This window comes from Halobacillus shinanisalinarum (assembly GCF_022919835.1).
In the GTDB taxonomy this organism is placed as follows: domain Bacteria; phylum Bacillota; class Bacilli; order Bacillales; family Halobacillaceae; genus Halobacillus_A; species Halobacillus_A shinanisalinarum.
The window spans coordinates 2855323-2871876 of record NZ_CP095074.1 but is presented as its reverse complement, the minus strand read 5'-3'; the positions used below and the strand labels follow the sequence as shown (position 1 = coordinate 2871876).

The window sequence follows — 16554 nt, the reverse complement described above, 5'->3', positions numbered from 1 at the left end:
CATGAACGACTCCCCCATTTTTTAGAATAGATTGATCATAATAAATTGGGGCCGGATATACTTTTCAATTCTTGCTCCTTTTATAGGCGAATCTTGCTAAGGTGGTGACGAACATGGAAATGAGACTTGATTTGGTCCATACGGGGTTTATTCATTTTGACTTACAGAATGGAGAGGCAGACGAAGTACATACACACGATCACTTTCAGTTAAGCGTTCCTCTCAACGGGGATCTTTTAACACATCACAACGAGAAACCTCTGTTGCTTGCTGGACATGAGGGGTTATTAGTTCCGCCATTAGATTCTCACCAGCATGAGGCCACCAACCTTCGAAAGGAAATTCTATTAATTAGTGTCAGTGAGGAGATTTTGCGAAGGGCTTATGAGAGAGAAACTGGTCTTATCATTGATGATATCGCCTTTTATACAAAGCAGCCTACTTCAAGTGGATTGCTACAAGAAGTTAAAAAGATGTATCAAATAGCTGCTCAAGATGGTGTCACAGCCGCCATTAATTTAGAAGAGCAGTTTGCTCATACTTTTCTTGATTACACCTCCGGAAATCATTCAGAACGCTGGAGGGAGAAGGCTATACCAAACATTCAGGGAGAGATGGTGAAAGGAGTACTGGATTACATTCAAGCCTATTACGATAAACCACTCACTCTTGAACAAATGGCTTTAGGATTAAATGTTAGCAAATACCACCTTCATCGCTGCTTCTCGAAGGAAACTGGGCAATCCCCCATTGATTACTTACACTTGGTTCGATTAGAAAAAGCTAAAGTATATTTGTTAAGTGGTCAAAGCATTACGCAAACAGCTTTTGACATCGGCTATCAATCCCTCAGTACTTTTAATCGCGCCTTTAAAAAATTTAATCATTGTACACCAAGAGAGTATATCAAAACTGCTGCTAGAGAAATCAAATTCTAACAAAAGCCACCCCCAGGTCTATGCATAGACCTGGGGGTGGCTTTTGGAAATTTATGTATGACCTGAGCTGGAAGTAAAATCCACCTCAGATCATACATAAAAAGGAAATTAGTGTTAGAATTTAATCCTGTCTTTGTATTTTTCAACGAGTGATTGGTTGTGCTGTTCGACACCGTCTATGTTACCACTCAAGAAAATCGGCGGGGCTTCCCCTAACTCTTTGAAGCATACAATGGTTTTTGCAAATAAAGCCTGAATGAGGGCTGTCCCAATCACAGATGAAGCAGGTGCAAATGCCTGAGCAATGCCCTCTTTTTCTATCATTGAATCCCCAACAGACACTTGAGTATCGATAACCACATCAACTACTTGCTCTAATCTCTTCCCTGAAGGATGTCTGGATGGTTGTGACGAGGCATACTTTTTTGACATCAAGCCGATCACGTAAGCCCCTTTTTTTTGACCAAATAAAGCAACATCAATAGGGGCAGGATTACGACCTGAAGTCGATATAACAATCAATACATCACCTTCCCGGATATCCTCTTCAAGCAAATAGTCATTTACGAAATCAACTGTTTTCTCCTTTATACTTGACTGAACAGCCCCTTGATGAAGCATAAGAGGCTCAATTGTGATCGGTCGAACAGGCACCAGCCCACCAGCCCTGTAGAAAGGCTCCTGGGCAAGCAAGCTGGAATGTCCACAACCAAACAGGTGGATAATCCCTCCTTGTCTAAGCTGTTCAGCAATCAACCCGCCAATAGACGTAAGCTGTCCACTTGTCGATGCTTGGAGGCTCTTGAGTTGTTCAGCCACCTTCGATAAATAGTCCACGAAATCCTCTCCTTAAGCACGATAAATATCACTAATAAATTTGTAACGGTCGGCTCGATAGGATGATTTAACAACTTCAAAAGGTGTTCCATCTGTTAAGAAACTGTTTCGTTCAATATACAAAATGGCAGACAAAGGAGGTACTTCTAGCAAGGAAGACTGATTCTGATCAGCAGTTGTTGCTTCAATCATTTGACTCGCCTTCCCAATCTGCAGTTTCTTCGTCTTTTCAATATAATCATAGAGCGACCCTTGAACAACACGTTCACTTAGCCCGGGAAGCATAGCAACGGGAATAAAGGTCGTTTCAACCGCCATCGGTTTCTGATCAGCATAGCGAATCCTTTGTATTTTATATACATCTGCTTGTTCATCAATTTGTAATTTGCGGGCAATATCAAAGGGAGCCGTTATCTGTTCAAAAATCAACAATTTGCTGCTCGCGTCCATCCCTCTTGACTTCATATCTTCAGTGAAGCTTGTCATCCCTTGGAGAGGCTGTTCAATTTTTTTATCTGCAACAAACGTCCCTCTCCCTTTTTCCCTAAACAAAACACCTTCGTTCACCATATTTGTAATTGCTTGTCTCACTGTCATTCGGCTCACTTCATAGGTTTCAGACAGCTCTCGTTCAGATGAAATCATGTCTCCTGGACGATATTCATCATCGGCTATTCGCTGTTTAATATCTTCTTCAATTTGATAATAAATCGGGAGTGGTGACTGTTTATCTATCATAAAAAATGTCTCCTCTCAAAGCTCAAGCATCCTTATAAGCTTGTTCATCAACAATTAACGTCACATCATCATGATCTTTTAATGCAGAAGCCGGAAACCCCTCATTCGGTTCATCTTCCAGCAAGCACTTTATGGCTTCAGCCTTTTCTTCTCCTGAAGCTAACAGTACGATCTTCTTACTTTTTAAAATGGACTTGATCCCCATCGTGATCGCTTGTTTAGGGACATCATCAATCGAAGGAAAAAACCTGGCATTAGCTTTTCTTGTTGATTCAGCTAAATCTATGAGGTGTGTTTCACGACCAAAAGGAGTACCGGGTTCATTAAAGCCGATATGTCCATTTTGACCGATCCCAAGCAACTGTAAATCAGGCGGTCCTATTTCTTCAATTAACCGTTCATAGCGCTCACACTCATGCACAAGATCATTCGTTTTACCATTAGGAATAAACGTATGATCAGGATCGATATTAATCGAATCGAATAAATGGTTACTCATAAAGAAATGATAGCTTTGAGGATGCGATTTGTCCAATCCAACATATTCATCCAAATTAAGCGAGTAGGCTTGATGATAATTAACAGACCTGCTTCTATACCCTTCAATTAATTCCCTATACGTACCGAGGGGCGTCCCTCCTGTTGCTAAACCAAGTACAGAATCCGGCTTTCTGTTCACTTGACTTTCAATATATTCACAAGCTTTCTTACTTAAGTCATTATAATCTTTCGTTACGATGACCTTCATGTTGTATCCCTCCTGTGATCATGTGTTACTACCCCACGGCAGACTGTCATCACTACACTAAGATTTTCATCTAATATAACTAAATCGGCATCTTTTCCTTCAGCAATGATTCCTTTTCGGTGCCCGATCCCTAATTGGTTGGCGGCGTTCGTTGAAGTCATACGGACCAGTTCTTCCATGCTTATGTCATTATTTTGCTTCATATTGGATACAGCCTGTTCCAATGTCAAAATACTCCCTGCTAATGTACCATCAGGTAAACGAGCTTCATTTCCTTCCACGTTCACATTCTGCCCGCCAAGATCATACGTACCCTCGGGGAGACACTTCGCTCTCATCGCATCTGTAATCAAAATCGTTCGATCAGCCTTAGTATGGTGATAGGCAAGTTGCACCGCTTCTGGTCGTGCGTGAACGTGATCAACAATCATTTCCACCATTAATTTTTCATTTAAAAAAGCTGCGCCAACGATCCCTGGTTCACGATGATGCAATCCGCTCATTTGATTGTACAAATGAGTGACATGCCTTGCTCCTGCTTGTACAGCCTCGGTTACTTGGTCAAAGGTAGCTTGGCTGTGCCCAATGGACGCAACAATTCCTTTCGCACTTAAATATTTAATCAAATCTATCCCGCCTTGGGATTCAGGAGCTAATGTTACAAGCCTGATGTTATCGCCACTCTCTTCATGCCATTGTGCAAACTGCTCAATAGAAGAGGGAACAATGTGTTCTAATGGCTGGGCACCCGCTTTTTCTTGTGAAATAAATGGTCCCTCTAAGTGAACACCAAGAATTTCAGCTTGCCCTGCCGCTTTTTGTTGTTTCATATATTCCCCGACTGTTCTTACTGCACGGGAGATATTTTGTTTTGATTGTGTCATCGTTGTGGCCAAAAAACTCGTTGTGCCTTCTTCAGGTAAACGATCCGCCATGCCTGCAAGCGCCTCGTTACTTGCGTCCATCACATCATACCCATCCGCCCCATGGATATGGACATCAATAAAACCTGGAACGAGCGTCCAGCTTTCGCCTTTCCCATCAATAACTGAATCAGCTCCTCCAATGGGGTGATCGGATATAGCAATGATCTTTCCATTTTTCACCTGTAAACAACCAGATTCAATGGATTTGGTTTCCGTTATAATCATTATATTTGTAAATTCAATAGTTTCGGACATCGTTCCACTCCTTTGTCAGTAGTTCAGGGAGAAGCGAATAAGCTTCTCCCTGATATTAGTGAACTGTAATAATCCCCGTTTCACCTTTTTGCTGTCTCCCCTGTTTCAGAAGATGGACTGTTTCATTTTCTAAATTCGTAAAAATGACTGGAGTAACAACGGAGGGAGCTTTCCCTTTCACTAAATCAAGATCTACACGTATAAGCGGATCCCCTTGCTTGATTGGTTGATCGGCTTCAACAAGCGTTTCAAAACCTTCACCTTTAAGCTGTACTGTATCAAGACCAATGTGAATAAGAATTTCCAATCCGCCTTCAGTCTCTAAACCAATCGCATGTTTGGTTGGAAACACTTGAACAACCTTTCCGTTAATAGGTGAAGTGAACGTGTCACCTTCAGGGTCAATGGCAAAACCTGGGCCCATCATCTTCTGTGCAAACACTTCGTCCGGTACATCCTCAAGCGGCATAACGAGACCTGTGTTTGGCATAACAAAATCAGTCTCAGTGAGCTGACGGCTGCTATAGGAAGCTTCTGCTCGTGATTCTTCCTTATTCACAGCTTCGGGTGGGGCTTCATTGCCTTGTTCCATTCTTCTTCTCATCGCATCCGCCAAAAATTCAACCGTTGTTCCTACGATGACTTGCAAGTTCTGCTTCCCGACTTTCATTACTCCACGTGCTCCGTATCGCTTCAACGCTGTTTCATTCACTTTGTCACGATCGGACATTTGTAAACGAAGTCTCGTTGTACAATAATCCAGTGTTTTAATATTCTCAGGTCCACCGAGAGCTTCAAGATATTGATAGGCTTTTGCCTCATAATCATTAGACGCTCCTCCAGGCTGACCCACTTCTTGTGTTTCTTCTACGAAATCTTCATCTTCATCTTCTCTCCCTGGTGTTTTCAAATCAAGCTTAATAATCAGGAAGTAGAAAACAACAAAATAGATAGCACCTAAAACCAGCCCTATTATAATTAACATGAATGGATTCTCGGCAATACTGTAGTTTAGCGAATAATCGATCAGTCCTGCTGAGAAGCCAAAACCGTGCCGTATATCCAGCATATAAGCTGCTACCATAGATACACCTGTCAATAAGGCGTGGACCAAGTAAAGCAGTGGTGATAAGAACATAAAGGTAAATTCAATCGGCTCAGTCACACCTGTCAAGAATGCTGTTAGAGCAATACTTAGTAACATTCCGCCGACAGCTGCTTTACGGTGTTTTTTAGCCGCTGCATACATCGCTAGACAGGCAGCTGGCAAACCAAACATCATAACAGGGAAAAATCCTGCCAAGAAATGACCTGCTTCAGGATCTCCATTTAAGAAACGGTTGATTTCACCTTTAACGACTTCTCCTGATTCGGTTGTAAAAGTACCAAAATCAAACCAAATTAATGTATTCATCACGTGGTGAAGTCCTACCGGAATAAATAAGCGGTTCAGAACTCCATAGACACCAACACCAAGTTCACCAGCATTTAAGATCCAGTTCGCCGTTGCATCAAGTACATTTTGCGGGTACACCCATAAATACCCAAACACAAAAGAAAGAGCAACCATAACTAAAGACGTTATAATCGGGACGAATCTTTTTCCCCCAAAGAACGATAGAAATTCTGGAAACTTCACATCATGAAAACGATTATATAACATGCCGGCAATAACACCGGCGATAATTCCGGAAAATACCCCCATGTTAATCTCTTCATTTATCGCTCCGATACCGCCTTCAAGGACTAAAACCCCAACTGCACCTGCAAGGGCAGCCGCTCCGTTTCCATCCTTTGCAAATCCCATAGCGATACCTATTGCAAAGATCATGGAAAGGTTGGTTAAGATTCCATTACCCGCTGCCGTAACAAACGGAATATCAAGCATGTCCTCCATACCAAGGCGCACGAGAAGCGCAGCCGCTGGCAAGGTTGCAATTGGAAACATTAATGATTTACCAATTCGCTGTAAAAAGTTCAACATTGTAAGTCCACCTCTTTATATTAAAAATGGTATGAAAACGCTTCATACAAACACTGTATCATCTGAACATATAGTTGTCTATACCAATAAGTAACAATTCTATAATCCTTTCCGTAAAATTTTATACATTCCGACACTCGATGTGTCAATATCTCATAATTAGATCCTCACATGACAAGGACGAGCATATTTACCGATAAAGTGTCATGTTTCAAAAAGCTGTACATACGTATTTATAGAAGCCGACTTGGCTGGAAAGGAGAGATACTTCTATGAGCGAAGAAAGGAATAACAGGAAAGACGATAACCTTTTCAAAAAGACTTCCCAAGAAGCCACAGACTTGTTTGGCCATACTGTGGATACGTCAGGGAAGATCATCAAGTCTGTTTCTGGAGAAGGAGGACTTGTTGGAAAAACGGTTGATTCTTCAGGAAGAATCTTAAAAGGAACCGCCGGAAAAGCAAATGATGCGATTGGGAAAACTTCTGAGGCGCCAGGAAAATTTTACAAAGGTGCTAAAAACAAGTTTAGTAAAAAGGAAGGTAGACATAAAGGATCGGGCGATAAGGAAGAATAACATCCATATGTGTAACATTGTCTCTGCGACGAACCCAGTGATTACAATCTGGGTTCGTTTTCTTTTTTGTCTGATTGATTATTCCAATCTTCCAGCACAAGCTCATGGTTAATCACGACCCCCGCTTCATACCCCTCCCCTGCAGCACCAGCTATCCCAACGAAGGCATTTTTGGCATCACCAATAACATATAGCCCTTTCACACTTGTCAGTCCATGGCCGTCCGATTCATATCCACCCCGCTCATTTTTCTGAATTCCAAGGTTCATTGGAATAGGAGAGGCTTGTTTTTCTCCCGTATTCACGAGAAATCCACCTGTTCTTTGAAACACTTCCCCGCTCTGCACTATGACCTTCTCTAACTTCCCACTGTTTGATTGAAGTTTTGTTATTGGAGTTTCTATAACAAGAATATTATAGTCGATAAGTTCTTGTTTCTGACAGTCATCAAAGCGTGGAAAACCATTCGTAAATACGATAAGGTCTTTACTCCAATTATAAATTAATTTTGTAAAATCCACTGCATTTGCTTCCCCACCAAACACAGCTAGGGGGTCGTCCCGTCGCTCCCATCCATCGCAGTATGGACACGGGAAAACGGACTTTCCGTAGACCTCTCGTATTCCTGGTATGTCAGGCAGTTCTTCTACCATCCCAGTGGCCATAATCACTCTCCTGCTTAGAAACATGTTCCCTTTTAGAGTCCATATCTTAAATATGTGATCTCGTTGCTCCACCTTCTCAACCACGTCCTCGATACACGAAACGTTGCTATATTCCGTTAATTGCTGTTTGGCAATGTTCCGTAGTTCCTGTGGTTTAATACCATCTCTTGTGAGATAACCATGTGTTTTAAGCGTTACACCATTGCGAGGATTGCCTTCATCAATTACGACTACCTTTCTACGTGAACGCCCTAGTACAAGTGCAGCGCTCAAACCTCCAGGACCTCCCCCCACTACAACAACATCATACATAGGTGCAGTCATTGCTCATCTCCTCCCTTTTCGGACTCTTTTGCTAGTTTTGTTCATTGAAGCGGGTTCTATCCTATTTACCCCGACCTTTCCTTGCCGCGCAATTTATAGAAAAGGGGCTATTTATGATTCGCGCTATGCTGTATAGAACCTTTTATTTCAGAAATACTATCATTGGTACCCGCAAACGAACCAAAGAATTCCACCTTTTAGGGGAGGATTCAGAAAGGGGATAGAAATGAAAAAGGTCACTTCGGTTTTTTGGATTACGTTGGCTATCACATTAGTTGCTTCCCTTTGGGGCTCTTTAGCTCCTAAAAGCTTCGAAAGCATGTCAAGTACAATTCAGAGTTACATATCCATTAACTTTGGCTGGTATTATTTATTAATCGTTTCACTGTTTGTCCTTTTTTGTTTATATATGATCTTCAGTCCGTATGGAAAAATTAAACTAGGGAAGCCAGACGATAAGCCTGATTTCCGCTATCCCACATGGTTTGCCATGCTGTTTAGTGCAGGTATGGGGATTGGGCTTGTTTTTTACGGTGTTGCTTCTCCAGTATCCCACTATATTGAAACCCCTCCAGTCGCTGAGCCAGGGACAAGGGCAGCACTTGAGGATTCATTGCGTATTACCTTTTTCCATTACGGGGTTCACGCATGGGCCATCTATGCCATTGTCGCTTTAGTTCTCGCTTACTTTAAATTCCGCCATGGAAAACCGGGATTAATCAGTGCTACACTCGAACCGCTTTTTGGTAATAAAATGATCGGTCCATGGGGAAAGACTATTGATGTCGTGGCGGTATTTGCAACCATTGTCGGAGTGGCTACTACCCTCGGGTTTGGCGCAACCCAAATCAATGGCGGTTTCACGTACCTGTTTGGGATCGAAAATCAATTTTGGGTTCAACTCATAATTATCCTAGTGGTGACCGCGTTATTTATGATTTCTGCTTACACAGGACTAAGTAAGGGAATTAAATACTTAAGTAATGCCAACATGGCACTAGCTGCTATCCTGTTCTTTGCAATGTTGTTCATAGGCCCAACCCTTTACATTCTAAATTCATTTACCGATACTCTTGGTACGTATATTCAACGTCTTCCCTCTGAGAGTTTACGCATATCTCCAAATAATTCGGAAGAACAACAATGGGTTTTGGATTGGACTGTCTTCTTCTGGGCTTGGTGGATCGCCTGGGCCCCTTTTGTTGGAATCTTCATTGCGCGCATATCAAAAGGGCGCAGCATACGGGAGTTCCTGTCAGGGGTTCTTATCGTCCCTTCTGTCGTCAGTTTTTTGTGGATGACTACATTCGGAGTAACAGGCATTCAGGTACAGAATGAGGGGGCAGAAATTGCTAGCCTTCCTGATGAACAAGCGTTGTTCGGGGTATTTGATCAGTTCCCTTTCAGTGTAATCTTATCCATTCTAGCTATCATGCTGATCGGAACTTTTTTTATCACATCAGCCGATTCAGCCACCTTTGTATTGGGGATGCAAACGACAAACGGTTCGCTAAACCCGCCAAAAATGGTCAAGTTCGCATGGGGGATTGCTCAATCAGCCATTGCTGCTGTACTTTTATATACTGGAGGTCTCCAAGCCTTACAGAATGCATTAATTTCAGCAGCGTTCCCTTTCTCATTTATCATGCTGCTAATGGTATTCTCTTTTTATAAAGCTTTGAGAAAGGATAAACAGGAAATCCAAACAAGCGATGAATGAAATGGCTATGGGGCTTGTTTCCGGTTCTTTATACAACCAGGGACAGATTCCATAGCCATTTTCAATTTCATTGTTTTTAACAGGTGTGGGTGTCATGCCATAGCGATCCTAACAATGAAGGTTTCTTTATTTCAAAGATTTTTCCAGCGCTAATCATTGATGGGGAATTTATTCGGAGAACTTTGGTGGCTCAATAATTGCTGGCTTCCTCGCCAATTGCAGTTATAGAATACGCTAAAATCCTATTACCCCCCTAGAATAAAGGGGAACTAAAATAATCTCAGAAAGCCTATCCTAGAGTTTTTCTGAGATTATTTATGAATCCACATCCTTTCCACTTGAAGAATGATAACGAAAAAATACGGTTAGAATAATGGGTACAGTCACAAGGGGATATTGAGGGATAACTATGGAACTGCAATTAATCGAGGTATATGCACCGGAAGATTTCAGCTATCAAAATGGCCTTTTGGAGAAATTCTCATTCATTTCGTACTGGATATCCCACGAAAAAGATAATGACCTGCACATTCGAATTCTTGTTGAAAAAGAGGATGCCGAAAAAATTTTGAATTACTTAGAAAAAGCTGCTTATGATGAAGATAGCGAGTTTGACGCTATGCTTTACTCAGTAAAAGCTTATATACCTAGTAAGTATAGTGAAAAGAACACCCCTAGTGATGATCAGGAGGAATTTGAAAGAGCCAGCAAGCACGAGTTATATTCCATTGTTCATACATCGAGTAAAATTGACGTCAGCTTTACCTGGTTTACGGCATTTGCCGCACTTGTCGCTGCTGTTGGTATAACCCAAAACAGCCCAGCCCTAGTGATAGGAGCTAATATCATTGACCCATCGATCAGACCGATCATAGGTATTTCATTTGCGTCTGTTCTCGGTGAACAAAAACTCGTACGTCAATCGATAACAACTGCAATGTTTGGCCTTTTCATTCCCCTAGCAATTGCTGCATCGTTCGGATTTCTATTTCCGTTACCGTTTCATAGCAATGAATTCATCTCTCAAACCAATGTACAAATTATAGATCTTATTGTTGCTATTTCAGCTGGAGCCGCCGGGGCTTTATCTTTTGTTAAACGATCACAGGGGCAATTAGTTGGAGTAATGGTCTCCTTAGCCGTATTGCCTCCAACCGTTGTACTCGGAATGATGCTTGGTGCTGCTCAATGGCAAAATGCTGTCATGCCCTTCTTATTACTAGTCATTAATATCAACGCCATTCTGTTAGCAGCCATTTTAGTTTTTTGGCTTAGCGGCATTAAACCAGTTAACTGGGCAGAAATCCAAGACGCGAATACATCACGTATGAATTCATTATTATTCACCGGAATAATCGGTTTAATATTGATTGCTACTGTTGTATTAATACAATTTTAGTTTTCCCCATGCTTCTGATGATGGAGCTCAGGTCCCTCAATCAAGTGCGCCTTATCCCATCGAATTTAATGGAAGATGATAGATGATTTAAGGCGCCAACCTTTTAATTTAATAGGAACCACTGTAGGGAAACGGAAAAACAAATACCGAAGCATAATGTTTATGTACCCCAAAATCGTTTTGAGTCTTTTGAGGTTCGGCACTCCAATCGCTAGCACAAGTGCCCTTTAAAATAACATCAAGTATGGCATCGACTCAAAATTTAGACTCTAACTTGAAAATCAGCTATTGCTAAAATCATTCTACAATTTTTGAGCAATGTATCTCCCCCGTAATGTTCTCATTTATGCTATCGTCTATGACCAGTAGCGATGATTATTCCACCTACAAACGTCCCTACCACAGTCCCAGTAATGACAGAAAAACCCAATAAACTTAACCCCATTCCACCAAAACCGCCCATAAATACACTAGTAATAATAATGATAATAGCTAACGAAAAGATAGCTAGGCTTGTTTTTACTACCATGGCAGTAAATCGTTTAGATTTAGTTTCAGAGTTTTTTCGTCTTGCAACGACGCTCAATACAATTATAAACATTGTGATCACTGCACCAATGAACGTAAATAAGTTCATACTCACCCGATCTATACACCCCTCCCTTAATGCAACAACTCTTACAAAGTATCTTATTATTACCTTAATTCAATCGCCATACCATGTAAAATATTTCAAGGAAAGACACGATCCTATTTTTTGAATGTCGTCCGATTATTGAAGCGTGCTAAATATAGCAGGGGTATTAGTATATGTGTCCTTACAATTTTCTGATTTGGAAGTTGTCTTGGAGGACAGCCCAATTTTGCGGAAATGGATTGCCTAGCGACCAAAAGGCGGCCCCTCTCAGACCGTAACTTTTTATCGTCTCATATTTTGCCTCAACGCTGCGTGCGTCTTCAAACCACACTTCATATCTCTGTCCATTTTCGCCCACGTAGCGAAAGAAGGGAGATTGGTATTGCTTATTATACTGGATGGCGACACCGTACCTTGCAGCTAGCTGAACAGCTTCTTTAGGACTGATGGTTCGAGCCGTTGTTCCTTCAACCCACGGAATTTCCCAAACTCGCCCATACAGCGGAATCCCCATTAGAATTTTGCTGCGAGGAATCACCGTTACGGCATAATCGAGGACTTCACGGACTTCGTTTATCGGGGCAATCGCCCATGGCCGACCGCCTGCCCACCCCCATTCATAGGTCATGAGTACAACAAAGTCAACGATCTCCCCGTGGGCTTGGTAGTCATGTGCTTCATAAAGCAGCCCCTCCTGATCAGCACTATCCTTAGGAGCAAGGGCTGTTGAGACCAGTAAACCTTGAGGGCGAAAGCGAGTAACAACTCTTCGGAGAAATGCATTGTAGTTTTCTCGGTCTTCTGAGTAGACATATTCAAAGTCAAAATTTATCCCCGCATAACCTTTCGTCTTAATTTTTTCTATTAAGTTAGTAATTAGTGTCTCTTGCAAGTCTGGATCTCGTAAAATAGAAGCGGCCAAGTCGGAACTAAAGGTGCCTGCTGAGAAGTTTGTGAGTACAAGTAGCGGAGCGATATTGTTGGCTTTTGCGGCTTCTAAAATAGAGAGATCCTGCAGTTCTGTTATGCTGCCGTCTTCCTCAATAGTGTACAAAAATGGAGAAAGATACGTTAAATTCGCCCCTAAAGCCATTACTTCTTGCGTTCCTTGGGCATTCAACTGGGTTGTATAGGCATTAACTTCTGCCACGGGCTTAGCAGGAGCGGGAATTCTTAGGATACTCCCAGAATAAATTAAAGAAGCATTTGTAATATTATTGGCTCGAATAATCTGGTCGACCGTTGTGCCATAACGTTGTGCGAGTCCCCAGAGTGTATCTCCCGGTTGAATACGATGTGGAAAATAAGGAAGTTCTAACAACCCACCAACATAGATCAATGAAGGATTGGCAATATTGTTGACTTCAATCAGCTGTTCGATGGAGACACCGTACATTTGAGCAATGGACCACAAATTATCACCTGGCTGCACAACATATTCTCGGCTAGGATCTGGAACAACAAGCGCCTGCCCGACTACAAGAATGTTAGGATTCTCAAGCTGATTGGCTAATATAATTTGGTTAATGTTGGAACCGTATATTTGCGCTATACTCCATAACGCTTCACCTTTTTGAACGACATGAATTTGCATGTAACCTCTCCCTCTCAGCATTATCTATATATCATGGTATTCATAGAATGCCTGTTTTATTTTGAATGGAGAGAGAATCATTCCAATTAATGGTTAATTATGCCCATTATCACTCATATTTCCCACAGGTTCTATTTAGAAAATGTAAAAAGAGCGCTGATTCATAGCTATGAATCAGCGCTCTTTATGAAAATAACGATAGGATTGACTCGTTAGCTTTCGGTAACTGTCCGGTTGTTTACTTGTGACTTAATTTGATCGGGATCATCTTCTTCTGGACGTGAACGTTTAATGAAGAACGATAATACGAGACCAATAATCGAGGTAATACCTGCTACGATAAATGAAATATTTACACCATGTACCAGTCCATTTACACCTTGCTCTGGCAATGTATTATTGACCATCACCGTTACAAGCAAGGCCGTTCCCACTGCCCCTGATACTTGGCGCATCGTATTGTTCATTGCTGTTCCATGTGGGATTAAACGCTGTGGCAGCTGATTTAACCCGGCTGTGGTTACGGGCATCATCACCATTGCCACACCAAGCATCCTGACCGCGTTGACCACCGCTATATAGGTAAAAGTGGTCTGAGCTGTTAGATTGGTAAACATGAATGTTGTAATGGTTAAGATAGCTAACCCGATAATCGCAAGCCACTTTGCCCCAAATTTATCAAATAGACGGCCAGTTACCGGGTTCATAACCCCCATTAAAAGCGCTCCTGGTAATAGCGCCAACCCTGATTCAAATGCTGTGAACCCAAGCATATTCTGCATAAGCAACGGTAGAACCGTTGCTGCGCCGATCATAGCAATAAATACCACCATACCAAGGGCCGTAGTTAACGTAAACATTTTATACTTAAATACCCTGAATTCAAGGATTGGTTGTTTTAATTTCATCTGTCGAAGGATAAACCATGTCAAGGCAAGGGCACCAACGACCATGGAGATAATCACCTGTTGACTATCCCAACCACTACTACCCGCAGTGCTAAATCCATATAGTAAACCACCAAATCCTAACGAAGATAGAATGATGGACAAAATATCAAGTTTTGGAAATGTCCGTTCCGTCACATTTTTAAGAAGGATATAGGCTAGAATGAAATCAATGATGACGATAGGTAAAATTACATAAAATAGACTTCTCCACGGAAACTGTTCTACAAGCCACCCTGATAAAGTTGGACCTATTGCGGGAGCGAAGGCAATAACCAGACCGAACATCCCCATCGCTGTCCCTCTTTTTTCAACTGGAAAAATGAGAAACAAGATGGTTTGCATCAATGGCATGATGATACCGGCACCCGCTGCTTGAATAATCCTCCCTACCATCAATAGGGAGAAAGTTGGTGCAATGGCACAAATAATAGTTCCTACACCAAAAAGCCCCATTGCTGTTAGAAACAATGCTCTCGTCGTAAAACGACCGATCAAAAACGCTGTGATCGGGATCATAATTCCATTTACCAGCATAAAAATAGACGTTAGCCACTGGGCAGTGTTAGCTTCTAAATTCAAGTCAGCCATAATATGGGGTAAAGCTGTCGCTAAAAGAGTCTGATTCAATATAGCGGCAAAAGCCCCTGAAATTAACACAAGCATTAGTGGTATTTTATTGATGGTTTCTCCTGACTGTGCTTGATTGTTATTGTTGACCATACTCTTCCTTCTTTCTTTATTGTTAATTTCCAATTTATTCTCTTCTAAAATCAGTACTTGCAGAGTCCCTTCTTGAGCAAATCCAACTCTGTCGTATAGTTTTTCACTGCTGTTTCTATAGGTAAGTCCCTCGCAAAACTATGAACAAGATTATGCATGGTCACAGCCACAATTATTTGCAAAACATGAAATAGCTCTCGCTCACTTGAAATGTTCAGGTTTTTGGTGTTAACTAAATGATAAACTTCCATATATCTATTACTAAATGTTTCCTCGTTCAAAACCTTAGCAAATGTATTTTCAATCTTGTAGTTCATATTTAAAATGGCATTCCTAATAAAGTCATTTTTTCCTCTCTCTTGGGAGTGTTCGAGGGCAGATTGAAATAACCCTTTCATCGTTTCAAATAAGTCACCATCATAGTTCTTTAAATAAGAAACGAAATGTTCATGTCTATCTTTAGCGTCTTCATTTAATAAATAGAAGAAAATATCTTCCTTATCCTCAAAGTATTGGTAGAAGCTCCCCCTTGGTATACCTGATGTTTTAAGGATATTTGAAATAGAGGCATCATATAATGACACCCTTGAAAACTCCTTTTTAGCTGCATCGATTAACGTTTGTCTTTTTTCTTCCTTTAAGTTAAAAAACGTTTGTTTGGGCATTTTCTCTTCCCCCAATCCATTAAAAGGTGACAACCTGTCATATAAGAACAAGAACAACTATAAATGACACTGTGTCACATGTCAACAATAATAACTGTTTTCACCCTCATCAACATCAATCCCTTTCCCCTTCTTCATAGCCTCCAGCCTCTTACAACGAACATTCCATACAAAAGGGTGCCTGCTCCCCTGCGCTTTAGCACGCTGGAAACAGACACCCTTTACTTTAAGATTTTATTTATGGCTATTCAGCTTTCTCCACAACGGTGAGTTCTCCCGTTTCAGGGGAGATGGCAAGGCCGTGGACCGGCGTGTCGGCGGGTAGAAACGGGTGACGACGAATGATATCAACACTGTTACGTACATTCTCTTCAACATCCTCAAAACCTTGAAGCCACTTTTCCACATCCACGCCATCATATTTTAAATCATCTAGCCTGGAAGGATCCATTCCTTGTTTCAAAGCTTTTTCAACAATAGGTTCGGACTTTAATCCAGTCATACCGCAGCCGTAATGTCCGATCACAGCGACCTCATCAGCTTGTAATTCATACAGCGCTACAATAATGCTTCTCATCGTGTTTCCAAAACGATCAGAGATAATGGCACCCGCATTTTTAATAACTTTTGCATCACCATTGTTCAAATTCATTGCACGAGGAAGCAGTTCCAAGAGTCTTGTATCCATGCAAGTCAAGATCACAATTTTTTTATCCGGAAATTTTGTTGTTTCATATCTTTCATATTCTTTGTTTTCCACAAACTGTTTGTTGTAGGCCAATATAGATTCCATTACTGACATGTGATGCACTCCTTTTTCATAATAATATAGAATTATTTCATTGTATCAAAAAAGAGAAAACTTCTACATATATT

Annotated in this window: 15 protein-coding genes; 4 read left to right on the top strand and 11 right to left on the bottom strand. The window is 41.3% G+C overall.

Features of this window, described 5'->3' with window-relative positions:
• Window positions 1-113 precede the first annotated feature (113 nt).
• On the top strand, window positions 114-938 hold the full coding sequence (locus tag MUO14_RS14420; RefSeq protein ID WP_244751344.1) for an AraC family transcriptional regulator: 825 nt from the start codon (window positions 114-116) through the stop codon (window positions 936-938).
• A gap of 114 nt (window positions 939-1052) precedes the next feature.
• Here MUO14_RS14420 and MUO14_RS14415 read toward each other — a convergent pair whose 3' ends face one another.
• Genes MUO14_RS14415 through nagE form a run of 5 tightly spaced genes read right to left on the bottom strand, consistent with a single transcriptional unit; the run spans window position 1053 to window position 6426 of the window.
• Window positions 1053-1775 (bottom strand): sugar isomerase domain-containing protein, encoded by a 723-nt coding sequence (locus MUO14_RS14415; RefSeq protein WP_244751343.1) that lies wholly within the window; start codon window positions 1773-1775, stop codon window positions 1053-1055.
• A gap of 12 nt (window positions 1776-1787) precedes the next feature.
• Window positions 1788-2513: a phosphonate metabolism transcriptional regulator PhnF gene (gene phnF / locus MUO14_RS14410; protein ID WP_244751342.1), complete on the bottom strand. Its 726-nt coding sequence runs from the start codon at window positions 2511-2513 to the stop codon at window positions 1788-1790.
• Window positions 2514-2535: 22 nt separating this feature from the next.
• Entirely contained in the window at window positions 2536-3261 is a 726-nt protein-coding gene (nagB, locus tag MUO14_RS14405; protein ID WP_244751341.1) for a glucosamine-6-phosphate deaminase, read from the bottom strand.
• On the bottom strand, window positions 3258-4442 hold the full coding sequence (gene nagA, locus MUO14_RS14400) for an N-acetylglucosamine-6-phosphate deacetylase (protein WP_244751340.1): 1185 nt from the start codon (window positions 4440-4442) through the stop codon (window positions 3258-3260). Before nagA ends, nagB begins: the two co-directional genes overlap by 4 nt.
• A gap of 55 nt (window positions 4443-4497) precedes the next feature.
• Window positions 4498-6426, bottom strand: coding sequence for an N-acetylglucosamine-specific PTS transporter subunit IIBC (nagE, locus tag MUO14_RS14395; protein WP_244751339.1), 1929 nt, complete (start codon window positions 6424-6426; stop codon window positions 4498-4500).
• Between the two features lie 272 nt (window positions 6427-6698).
• On the opposite strand from nagE, the gene MUO14_RS14390 reads away from it, so the two are divergent.
• Entirely contained in the window at window positions 6699-7004 is a 306-nt protein-coding gene (locus MUO14_RS14390; RefSeq protein WP_244751338.1) for a hypothetical protein, read from the top strand.
• A gap of 41 nt (window positions 7005-7045) precedes the next feature.
• On the opposite strand, the gene MUO14_RS14385 is transcribed toward MUO14_RS14390, so the two are convergent.
• Window positions 7046-7993, bottom strand: coding sequence for an NAD(P)/FAD-dependent oxidoreductase (locus tag MUO14_RS14385; protein ID WP_244751337.1), 948 nt, complete (start codon window positions 7991-7993; stop codon window positions 7046-7048).
• Between the two features lie 226 nt (window positions 7994-8219).
• Here MUO14_RS14385 and MUO14_RS14380 point away from each other — a divergent pair, with 226 nt between their 5' ends.
• Window positions 8220-9713: a glycine betaine uptake BCCT transporter gene (locus MUO14_RS14380; RefSeq protein ID WP_244751336.1), complete on the top strand. Its 1494-nt coding sequence runs from the start codon at window positions 8220-8222 to the stop codon at window positions 9711-9713.
• A gap of 409 nt (window positions 9714-10122) precedes the next feature.
• The gene (locus tag MUO14_RS14375; RefSeq protein ID WP_244751335.1) at window positions 10123-11112 is read left to right on the top strand and encodes a TIGR00341 family protein; all 990 of its coding nucleotides are present in this window, start codon (window positions 10123-10125) and stop codon (window positions 11110-11112) included.
• A gap of 349 nt (window positions 11113-11461) precedes the next feature.
• Here MUO14_RS14375 and MUO14_RS14370 read toward each other — a convergent pair whose 3' ends face one another.
• The 5 genes from MUO14_RS14370 to MUO14_RS14350 all read right to left on the bottom strand — a co-directional run bounded on the left by MUO14_RS14370 (window position 11462) and on the right by MUO14_RS14350 (window position 16480).
• The gene (locus tag MUO14_RS14370) at window positions 11462-11749 is read right to left on the bottom strand and encodes a YesK family protein (RefSeq protein WP_244755602.1); all 288 of its coding nucleotides are present in this window, start codon (window positions 11747-11749) and stop codon (window positions 11462-11464) included.
• A 181-nt stretch (window positions 11750-11930) separates the two neighbouring features.
• Window positions 11931-13343 carry a glycoside hydrolase family 18 protein gene (locus tag MUO14_RS14365; protein WP_244751334.1) on the bottom strand — a complete coding sequence of 471 codons (1413 nt, stop codon included), beginning with the start codon at window positions 13341-13343 and terminating at the stop codon, window positions 11931-11933.
• A gap of 212 nt (window positions 13344-13555) precedes the next feature.
• The gene (locus tag MUO14_RS14360) at window positions 13556-15013 is read right to left on the bottom strand and encodes a DHA2 family efflux MFS transporter permease subunit (protein ID WP_244751333.1); all 1458 of its coding nucleotides are present in this window, start codon (window positions 15011-15013) and stop codon (window positions 13556-13558) included.
• A 50-nt stretch (window positions 15014-15063) separates the two neighbouring features.
• Complete coding sequence (locus tag MUO14_RS14355; RefSeq protein WP_244751332.1) at window positions 15064-15678, bottom strand: TetR/AcrR family transcriptional regulator; 615 nt, start codon at window positions 15676-15678, stop codon at window positions 15064-15066.
• A gap of 244 nt (window positions 15679-15922) precedes the next feature.
• Entirely contained in the window at window positions 15923-16480 is a 558-nt protein-coding gene (locus MUO14_RS14350; RefSeq protein ID WP_244751331.1) for a beta-class carbonic anhydrase, read from the bottom strand.
• Window positions 16481-16554 lie beyond the last annotated feature (74 nt).